Source organism: Vibrio sp. 10N.239.312.D08 (assembly GCF_041466145.1).
GTDB classification, from domain to species: domain Bacteria; phylum Pseudomonadota; class Gammaproteobacteria; order Enterobacterales; family Vibrionaceae; genus Vibrio; species Vibrio crassostreae_C.
In genome coordinates this window covers 26,270-35,356 of sequence record NZ_JBFSSD010000051.1, presented here as the reverse complement: position 1 = coordinate 35,356, position 9,087 = coordinate 26,270, and the positions used below count along the sequence as shown (strand labels likewise).

Sequence of the window (9,087 nt, the reverse complement as noted above, 5' to 3'; positions counted from 1 at the left end):
ATCGATCTTGAATGTATTGAATTTGTTGTGACTTCAGTGTACAAATTAGTGGAAACATCATTTCACGCTACCCCTTATTCCATATGGGTTTTTCATGATCTTGCCCTGGGGCATTCCCTTTATGAATCAAACTCAGATTGTGAATTGATTAACAAAGGAAAGAGTTTACCGTTTGGAGGAGTAAAGGTTTATGGCAAGCATTTTCGATATGTCAGAATAAAAGCTAACGCTGAAAGCATTTTAGCATCCAAAGTGGTCTCAGATATTGTTCCATTCACGAGTGAATACATACAGAGCCTATTAGACAATCACTCGTAATTACCGCCTAAGCTCTTGTATCCTTAGCTCTAATCAAATAGAAATATAAAGGCCTTTGGCTATTTGGATGGCACACTTTCATATTGACACTCAAATTGGAAACTGAACTCGATAAATAATAAAAACCCATTAAATCAAACACTTAAAACTGGCACGTAACTTGATTGAATATCTAGACCTTCCATCACAAGGATGTAGATATGAGAATTACAACGTTAAGTTTGCTATTAAGTGCCCCTCTAGTCGCCAACGCAGCGCCATTCGATACCTGCCCTAGTCAAGCATACCTCTTTCAGTCGAAACCCGTTGAAGTTTGGGGTGTAAACCTAGTAACAGGTTCAACCACTCTGTTGGAAGACGATACGGGTATGAATGCCAATATCAATGGTGTCGGTTTCGACTTTCAAGACAGATATATTTATGGCTATGACACCACCAACAAACGTTTAGTGCGTCTTGGTCAAGACTTCCAAGCAGAAGTTATCAATACCAGTGGCTTACCAACCGATCACACTTTCTATGTCGGCGACGTCTATGACCATGTTTACTACTTGTATCGTACAGGTAAGGGACTATTTACTGTTGACCTCTCTCCTTTAGACTCTGATCCGAATGCGACCGTCACGGTCAACAAAATCGCAGGCAGCCCTGCAACTGTAAAACTGACTGATTTTGCTTTCCATCCAAGTGATGGCTCTTTATATGGTATCGACAATAACTCGGGTGGCTTGTACAGCTTCAACCCAACTACAGGTGCAGAAACCTATATTGGTGATACCGGAGAAACAGGGACGTTTGGCGCAGGTTATTTTGATGTAAACGGCTACTATTACGTATCTCGAAATCAAGACGGTAAGATCTACCGTATCAACCTATCCCCAGATAACGCTGCAAACATCGCTGCAGGTGTCGTTCCTGCTGTAGAGTTCGTATCGAATGGCCCTTCTTCGAATCAAAATGATGGTGCTCGCTGTGCGAATGCGCCTGTCGTAGATGAAGATTCCAACATCGACTTCGGTGACGCTCCAGATACCTATCTAACGTTATTAGCAAGTAACGGTCCTCGACATGAACTAGATGGCGTGACTTGGTTAGGTACAGACGCGCCCGACGCCGATCTTGACGGCTACGTAACACCGCAATCGGATGAAAGCGTGGGTATTGATGATGAGTGGGCGAACGGTGGTATCGGTTTTGTAACCGCACTTGAAGCTGGTCTTGATTCAAAAGTGGTGATTGAGGCTTCAACAACCGGTTACCTTTCGGCTTGGATAGATTGGAACCAAGATGGCAGTTTCGATGGCGCCAACGAGCAAGTATTTACCGATTACCTGTTAGATGCGGGTGAAAACGATCTGTTCCTAAATGTCGATATCAACGCTCTGACCGGTACGACGTGGGCTCGCTTTAGATTCAGTCAACAAACCAACCTAAGTTACTTTGGCGGTTCAACCTCTGGTGAGGTGGTCGATATTCAAGTCGATGTTCTTAACGATGGTGCCGCTGCTCGTTACTTCCCAAGTGCTTCTGGTTACGCAACGCTCGCGTACGAAGATAACTGGCCTTATAAAGCTGACTACGACATGAACGATGCTGTTCTTATGTATCGTATTACTGAGATCCTTAAAGATGGAAAAGTCGTTAAATCCACCATCGACGGCCGCCTGGCTGCTGTCGGGGCATCGTACAGAAATGGTTTTGCTGTTCGACTTCCTAACCTCGACCCGAGCTTGGTGAGTAGTGGTAGCTCTTACATGAAACACAACGGCGTATTCACTGACCTTGACCTAGAAGATGGACGTAGCGAAGCAATCTTTGTTATCGCCAATGACCTGACAGAAAAAATCAGCACTGGCTGTACCTTCTACCGCACCAGTAATGGATGTAAAGAGGATGAGCAGTTCTCATTCCAAATTGGTATTACTTTAGCCGGTGACGGTGTGAGCACAGGCAGCTGGACCGATATGCCTTACGACCCGTTCATTTTCGCAACGCCTGGGTATTATCACGGTGAAAACCTACCTCTACATCCAGGACGCAGCTGGGAGGTTCACTTGCCAGACCAAGCTCCAACCGAAGCATTTGATACCACTAACCTCTTTGAAGCTGGTTTAGGCGTCGATGACAGTAATCCATCAACAGGTAAATACTTCAAAACAGTAGAAAACCACCCTTGGGCACTAATAGTGACTTCGGATGACGAATGGGAGTGGCCTTTAGAGTACGTCGATATTGTTACCGCTTACCCAGAGTTTAAAGAATACGCAGAATCCAGCGGTGAAACGAACCAAACATGGTACCAATCACCTGCAGACAACCAACGTTACGAACCATAAGGAGAGACGTTATGACTATTCACACTAAACAATATCGAGACAATCATTGCGTTGATTCAAGTCGCAATCTCTTTGAGGAAAAACGTATGTCTGTACAAAGCACTTGGAACATCAAGAAGTCACTAGCCGTTATTTTAGCTGCAGCGCCATTAGTATTAGCCGGCTGTGGAGGCGGCGGCGGTGGGGGCGGAAGTACATCTACGGCATCACCATCTACACCCTCGACACCTGCAACTCCGTCGAATCCGGTAACAGCAACGACTCCGGTAACAGCAACGCCTTCGCCGTCTCCCGCGACAAGTGCGGTAGCAGCGCAGAGCTATACGATGAGTGATTTGGTGGTACCTGATGGATTTGACTACAACTCTGTTGAACAGTTTGATCTCAACATTGACATCAGCAGCATTTCGACAGACCGTTCTTTTGTGACCGTTTATAGCCGCTATAGTACAAGAGATGACTCAACCTTGAAGCCGGATTACTCCAGCAAGGTCATTGCGGGCCCACTAGATAACGGTGTGTTCGCCTCCAACTTTGCAGCACCAGTAAACCATGACGCACTCTTGATAGAGATTTGGTTTTACGATGGTCAACCTCCATTACAACAAGTGGTTTCTAGCGGCGACTCTCAGATTGTCTGGCAGTAAATTGTTTAACAGCAGGTAACTTGTCGTTAGCGAGATCTCTGACGAAACAGAGTCAAAATGGATTGTTTGTAAATAGGAAGTGAGCAGAAATGCTCACTTTTTTATTTTCGTCGAAGAGCAGTTAATTCAGCTTTCTTAGCGAGTAGCATTCACTTTACCACCAACCTCACTTATATTTTCAACATAACCTTCAAAGACTTACTCTCATGAAACAGTTAAAAATAGGTCTATTTATCTTAATGTGTGGCGTAGGCGTGTTAGTTGCCCTTGCCTATTTCCCGCTAACATCAGAGACGGGGCAACGTATTCAAGCCAAAGTAATTTCGAACACGCTGACTCAATCCTTAGATGGGCACAGGCGTTATCTGACGGTTCAGACAAAAGATAATGACGTATTTCGGCTCTCTATTGCTCCTACCACAGACTGCCCTATTGATTCTGTGGTCGCGCTTGATACATTAAACAATCAAATAACCGGACAAAGCAGTTATCAGTTCATCCACTGTCGAGCTGCACAGTAGCCATCGATGCAACAACGGTATTCGTAAAGCAACTGTATTCGCAAAAGCAACAGTAATCGCTCTACCACTGTATTCGCTAAAACAGTAAGAATCGCTAAAACAACAAGAATGGATATAACAATAATGAATCAGCCACTCATCTCACCACAACAACTTCAACAACGTTTGCTAGCAGAAGACAATATCATCATCCTCGACGCCAGCATCGAGTTTCAAATTCCAAGCGAGTCAGAAAAGATCAAAGGACAAATGATTCCTGGTGCTATTCGTTTTGACTACGACAAAGACTTTTGTAACAAGCACACTCTGCTTCCTCACATGTTTCCGAGCGAAAAACACTTCAACACTCGCACAAAAGAAATTGGCATCAATCAAGACAGTACGATTGTGGTTTACGATAACTCCGGAACCTTCGCTTCTCCTCGTGCGTGGTGGATGTTTATGGCAATGGGACACAACGACGTATTCATCTTAGATGGCGGTTTGCCAGCTTGGATCGAAGCCGGTTACGCGACCGAGACTGACTATCGCACCGAAGTAAAAGCGGGCAATTTTGAAGGCCATATTCAAGACAACTACTTTGTCAGTGCTCAGCAGATTGAAGGTTACTCAACTGACAAGAGCGCAAACATTGTAGATGCTCGTTCTCAAGCTCGTTTCGATTCAGAAGTTCCTGAACCACGTGAAGGCTTGCGTAGTGGCCATATACCGAATTCTATTTGCCTACCATTTGCCCAAGTACTCAAAAACGGCAAGTTAAAGTCCCAAGAAGAGCTTATTGATATCTTTTCAACGCTAGAATTAACGCCTTCTCAACCTATGTTCTTTAGCTGTGGCTCTGGCGTAACAGCTTGCATCATATTATTAGCCGCTAAACTCGCTGGCTATAACGGTGAAATGGGTGTTTACGATGGTTCATGGACGGAATGGGGTGCTAACGACAAACTCCCTATCGCCGTGACTAAAAAGTAATTCAACTTCGCTTAATGCAACTATTAGAATATACTGCGCATGCATAAAGAGCTTACTGATAATGATGGCCCCACGTCTCATGAAGTAAGCCTCTATGTCGCAGTCAAAGCTATGTTCATTTGAGACCAAGACTCGATTCACGCCGTTTGATTTGTAACCCACATCAACTTGCTAACCATAATTCGTGATTAATCATAAACTAATCGTTATCGACGTTATGAATACTAATTTTTCACTCAAGAATCTCTGCTCGTAGTCGTTACACTATTTAATCATTAATACTTTCATCATTGATGTTTGTATTTTTCGTTGCATGAATCGCGCTGACAACCCAATAGTTTGTCACTTGCAGTCTGTTAAAAGTAGTAACCAACAAAGGCATCTCATGGCTCTATTTAAGCAAAATATCTGGTCGCTGTACGCGTTTGTCGTACTACTGACCCTGATACTTTTCGCCGCGTTGGGAATAACAAACTGGAAAGCAAACAGAGACGACTTCATAGAGCAGCAACACATTCAGGTTGAGCTTTTTTCTAGCTCCGTCAACTCGCTGCTGACCAGTCAAGAAGCCTTGTTAGAAGTGGTTGGCCATCAACTGGCTCAACAGTCTGATTTCACACGTACTGCATCTATCCAGATTAGGCCAATATTAGACAAGCTACTTGAGACCCACCCTGCGATAGCAGCGTTTGGCTTGTTGAACACCGACGGTGATTACCTCTCGATTAGCTCAAATCTCGAACTTGCGAATCAAAGGAACTTGCTGCAATACGCGCCAACCAGAGGCTCCTTCCTAGACACCCTATCAAGCAGTAGCATGGTGCTTGGCCGTACCTATTTTCAAGATTCGTTGAATAGCTTAGTCATCCCGCTGAGAAAATCCATTTCAATCGATGGCAAGAAAACCGATGCAGTAATGACCGCAGGGCTACGATTAGACGCAACGATCGTATTTGAAAATAATGCTCACGCCGGAAGTTTCAATACACTAAGCCTGATCAGAAAAGACAGCTATCGCCAGTTTTATTCAAGTGATATTGAATCTGAGAGTGCCTATTCCTCTCCAGTCGGCAAAGATGTCATACAGCGTATTGCAAGTATCTTTACCGACCACTTCGGAATTAGCGTACAAGAAGCGATGAATGGGCAAGAAACCTATTCTTTTGTCGTCGACGATGAAGAGTACCACTCTTTGATGAGCGCGAAATACATCCCAAACTACAAATTATGGGTGGTAGGACGTACGGATCTAACTCACGTCGATAGTATATTCATACAAGAGTTCAGCATTCTTTTCGTTGCCTTTATTTTTCTTCAGTTTGGTTTCTACTTTTTGGTTAAGTCGATTGCCAAGAATGAACAACGGACTCGTAGCCAACTCATTTATCAGGCGAACCATGACCCTTTAACCTCTCTGCCAAACCGTTTGTACATGCGTAGAAACATTGGTAAATGGATTGACGATGAGTCAGAGCCGTTTTCGCTGTTGTTTATCGATATCGATAACTTTAAATGCGTCAATGACACCCACGGGCATGACTTTGGAGATAAGGTTCTCAAACAGATCGCTTTGCGTTTGATGAGGTTCCGATCTCGCCTCAGCCTATTGGTACGTGAATCCAGTGATGAGTTTTTGTTCTTGACGCCCTTGTCGAATGAAGCTGAAATTAAACGACTCGCCAAGCGCATTATTGAAGTGCTTTCTCAACCTTATGAAGTTGAAAGCGCTCAGTTTTTGTTAGGTTGCAGCATCGGCGTAGCGCGTTTCCCAGAACACGGAAAAGATCTGGATAGCCTGTTACGTTCTGCCGATATTTCAATGTACAAAGCGAAACAGCAGCAAAACTCGTACAGTATTTTCACAACGGAAATGCAAGATGCTCATCTCTACAAAATGAAAGTAGAACAAAGGCTACGCATCGCTATCGAGAAACAAACGCTGTTCATGGTTTTCCAACCGCTGGTTCGTGCAAATGAAAGTATTCATGGTGTAGAAGCACTCGTGCGCTGGATTGATGAGGAATTGGGTTTTGTTCCGCCAGATGTCTTTATACCGATAGCAGAGAACACGGGTTTAATGCAAAAACTGGGGACTTTTATTATTGAGTCCAGCATTATGCAGATCGCCCACTTGCACCGAACAACAGAACAAAAGATCGGGCTGTCGATCAACATATCAGTGCGTCAGTTTTCTCATCAATCCTTCTCTGAGCACTTGTTCGCGACACTAGAAAAGTATCAACTCTCTCCTAGCTGTGTAACGCTAGAAATTACCGAGAGCTTGTTCATTGAAGATGTGACTTTGGTGAAACCGACTTTTGAAGCCCTCAAAGAGAAGAATATAAAGATCTCTTTAGATGATTTCGGGACAGGTTATTCATCACTAGGTATGTTGAAAGCACTGCCTATCGATGAACTTAAAATCGATAAGAGCTTTATTGAGAACATTGCTGTCGATCAGCAGTCACTCACCATGGTGCAAAACATCATCGCAATCGGTAAGAACTTCGGCATGGTGGTATTAGCAGAAGGCGTAGAATCAAACGAACACTTCGCAATTCTAAAGGCATGTGGATGTGACTTAATGCAAGGCTATTACTTCTCTCGCCCTATTCCTTATGATGAGCTGGCTACTCACCTAAACAAGAAAGTGACCGAGCACGCGGAATGTTCTGTTTAAGAACGTGAGTTAAATAGACGAGCTAAATAAGGTAGGCGGCTAAACACCTACCTTATTTTCTAGGTATTTTCTGTTCAGTTATTTATTCATTTCACTTTTTATTCATTTCACTATGCATAACATCGATCAACTGCCCGGAAGGATCTCCTGATAATTCCCAAGTAAAAATGCCGCCTAGGTCTGATTTCTTCGCCCATTCTGCCTTTGCTTTAATAGAACGCTGATCTTCAAAAGATATGAATACTTTTTTATCTGGGTTCCACAAATAAGGTGCTTGAGCTTGCTCATCATACTTATACTCATAACCTTGTTTACTGCTGTAGTTATTCATAAGATCCCAAAACATGAAGTAACCGTTTTCACCGGTACCAAACTGCGCCCCTTGTTCAGAAACTAGGTCACCTTTAGGCAGCTCTCCAGCAAAGTCTTTTGTCCCTTGCCAACCTCGACCATAAAAAGCCGCCCCGATCACGAGCTTCTCGCTAGGAATACCTTGCTCTATCATCTGATTAATGAAGACATCAGCTCCCATTCCCCACCAACTACGCTCGGTGGCATGTAAGTTTGTTGTGTGACCTGTTTGAGTTCCCCAGCCTCCGAGGAAGTCATACGTCATCGCAAACATGTTCGTCAGATATGGGCTAGCTGCGTTCCAGTCAATTTGAGCTGCCTTAGCACCAACACCGACAGCCGTTGAAAGCTCGTAATCTCTTTGAGTCGTCTTTGATAGAGCGTCCAAATCACTTCTGATTGTTTTTACTAAAAGAGTAAAAGCTTCACGCTCTAGCGCTTTTTGCTCATCCGTTAGTTTCGTCTCTGGGTTCCAAGGCGAAGTGGTTAAGCCGCCGCCTCCTGGGTATTCCCAATCAAGATCAATACCATCAAAGAAGTCGTATTTTTGGATCAATTCAACAGCAGTTTTTGAAAAGTGCGCAATGGCTTGAGGATCTTTCGCCATCGCATGGAAAGGTTCAGACATTGTCCACCCTCCAAATGAGGGCAAAATTTTGATATTTTGATTGTCGGCCTTCAGTTGAGCTAACTGGGCAAAGTGACCTTTATAGGCGGCATCAACACCCACGTCTCCGAAATCGACTTCTAACGCAGCTTCTTTATCCACAATAATCGCGGTATATGGTTGTTTGTCTGCACATTGCTGCTGAATTTGTTTTTGGACGGGCTCACCAGCACCGCTATGAGGACCACACATGCTCAAGAAGGCGTAAATAATATGTGAGAGCTTGTCTGCAGGTATGTCGTCAACGGTATAAGGGTTGTCTTTATTCAGATATTGCCAATCCGCAAAATACCCTGCGACGACTTTATCATCGGCATGTACTGTAGGTGTGAGCATACAAACCGTGGCTATTGAGCTAAGCCCAAAGATAGAAATAGATTTAAAGATAGAACTTGATTGGTCACTGTTGCTAGAAATAGCGTGTGTGATAAATGACAGTTTCATAATTATCTCCTTTAGTGTGGCTTAACATTAAAGAGTGATAATTCTTTCAACCGCTGAACAAATTCACTATTCGAGTCATGTCTAATAGTTATCCCCCTTATTGCACTGGTTTCATTAGGGGGAATTTCCATGATTATTCAAATAGTGAATT

At 43.7% G+C, this 9,087-nt stretch carries 6 protein-coding genes and 1 pseudogene; 6 read left to right on the top strand and 1 reads right to left on the bottom strand.

Going from position 1 to position 9,087, the window contains the following annotated elements; all coding sequences use genetic code 11:
• The 6 genes and pseudogenes from AB6D58_RS20500 to AB6D58_RS20475 all read left to right on the top strand — a co-directional run.
• Positions 1–318, top strand: a pseudogene (locus tag AB6D58_RS20500) (hypothetical protein); the annotation flags it as partial.
• A gap of 200 nt (positions 319–518) precedes the next feature.
• Positions 519–2,654 (top strand): LruC domain-containing protein, encoded by a 2,136-nt coding sequence (locus AB6D58_RS20495; RefSeq protein ID WP_372150479.1) that lies wholly within the window; start codon positions 519–521, stop codon positions 2,652–2,654.
• An 11-nt stretch (positions 2,655–2,665) separates the two neighbouring features.
• On the top strand, positions 2,666–3,301 hold the full coding sequence (locus AB6D58_RS20490; protein ID WP_372158290.1) for a hypothetical protein: 636 nt from the start codon (positions 2,666–2,668) through the stop codon (positions 3,299–3,301).
• Between the two features lie 206 nt (positions 3,302–3,507).
• A complete protein-coding gene (locus AB6D58_RS20485; protein WP_017061706.1) occupies positions 3,508–3,822 on the top strand; it encodes a hypothetical protein in 315 nt (104 codons plus the stop codon).
• A gap of 123 nt (positions 3,823–3,945) precedes the next feature.
• A complete protein-coding gene (locus tag AB6D58_RS20480) occupies positions 3,946–4,794 on the top strand; it encodes a sulfurtransferase (protein WP_017061707.1) in 849 nt (282 codons plus the stop codon).
• Between the two features lie 385 nt (positions 4,795–5,179).
• Positions 5,180–7,474 (top strand): putative bifunctional diguanylate cyclase/phosphodiesterase, encoded by a 2,295-nt coding sequence (locus AB6D58_RS20475; RefSeq protein ID WP_372158288.1) that lies wholly within the window; start codon positions 5,180–5,182, stop codon positions 7,472–7,474.
• Positions 7,475–7,565: 91 nt separating this feature from the next.
• Here AB6D58_RS20475 and AB6D58_RS20470 read toward each other — a convergent pair whose 3' ends face one another.
• Positions 7,566–8,936 carry a glycoside hydrolase family 18 protein gene (locus tag AB6D58_RS20470; protein WP_372158285.1) on the bottom strand — a complete coding sequence of 457 codons (1,371 nt, stop codon included), beginning with the start codon at positions 8,934–8,936 and terminating at the stop codon, positions 7,566–7,568.
• Positions 8,937–9,087 lie beyond the last annotated feature (151 nt).

What these genes read in the sequence shown, in the direction of transcription:
- AB6D58_RS20480 (WP_017061707.1), top strand. Translation starts at nt 3,946, where the DNA reads ATGAATCAGCCACTCATCTCACCACAACAACTTCAACAACGTTTGCTA.
- AB6D58_RS20470 (WP_372158285.1), bottom strand. Translation starts at nt 8,936, where the DNA reads ATGAAACTGTCATTTATCACACACGCTATTTCTAGCAACAGTGACCAA.
- AB6D58_RS20490 (WP_372158290.1), top strand. Translation starts at nt 2,666, where the DNA reads ATGACTATTCACACTAAACAATATCGAGACAATCATTGCGTTGATTCA.
- AB6D58_RS20475 (WP_372158288.1), top strand. Translation starts at nt 5,180, where the DNA reads ATGGCTCTATTTAAGCAAAATATCTGGTCGCTGTACGCGTTTGTCGTA.
- AB6D58_RS20495 (WP_372150479.1), top strand. Translation starts at nt 519, where the DNA reads ATGAGAATTACAACGTTAAGTTTGCTATTAAGTGCCCCTCTAGTCGCC.
- AB6D58_RS20485 (WP_017061706.1), top strand. Translation starts at nt 3,508, where the DNA reads ATGAAACAGTTAAAAATAGGTCTATTTATCTTAATGTGTGGCGTAGGC.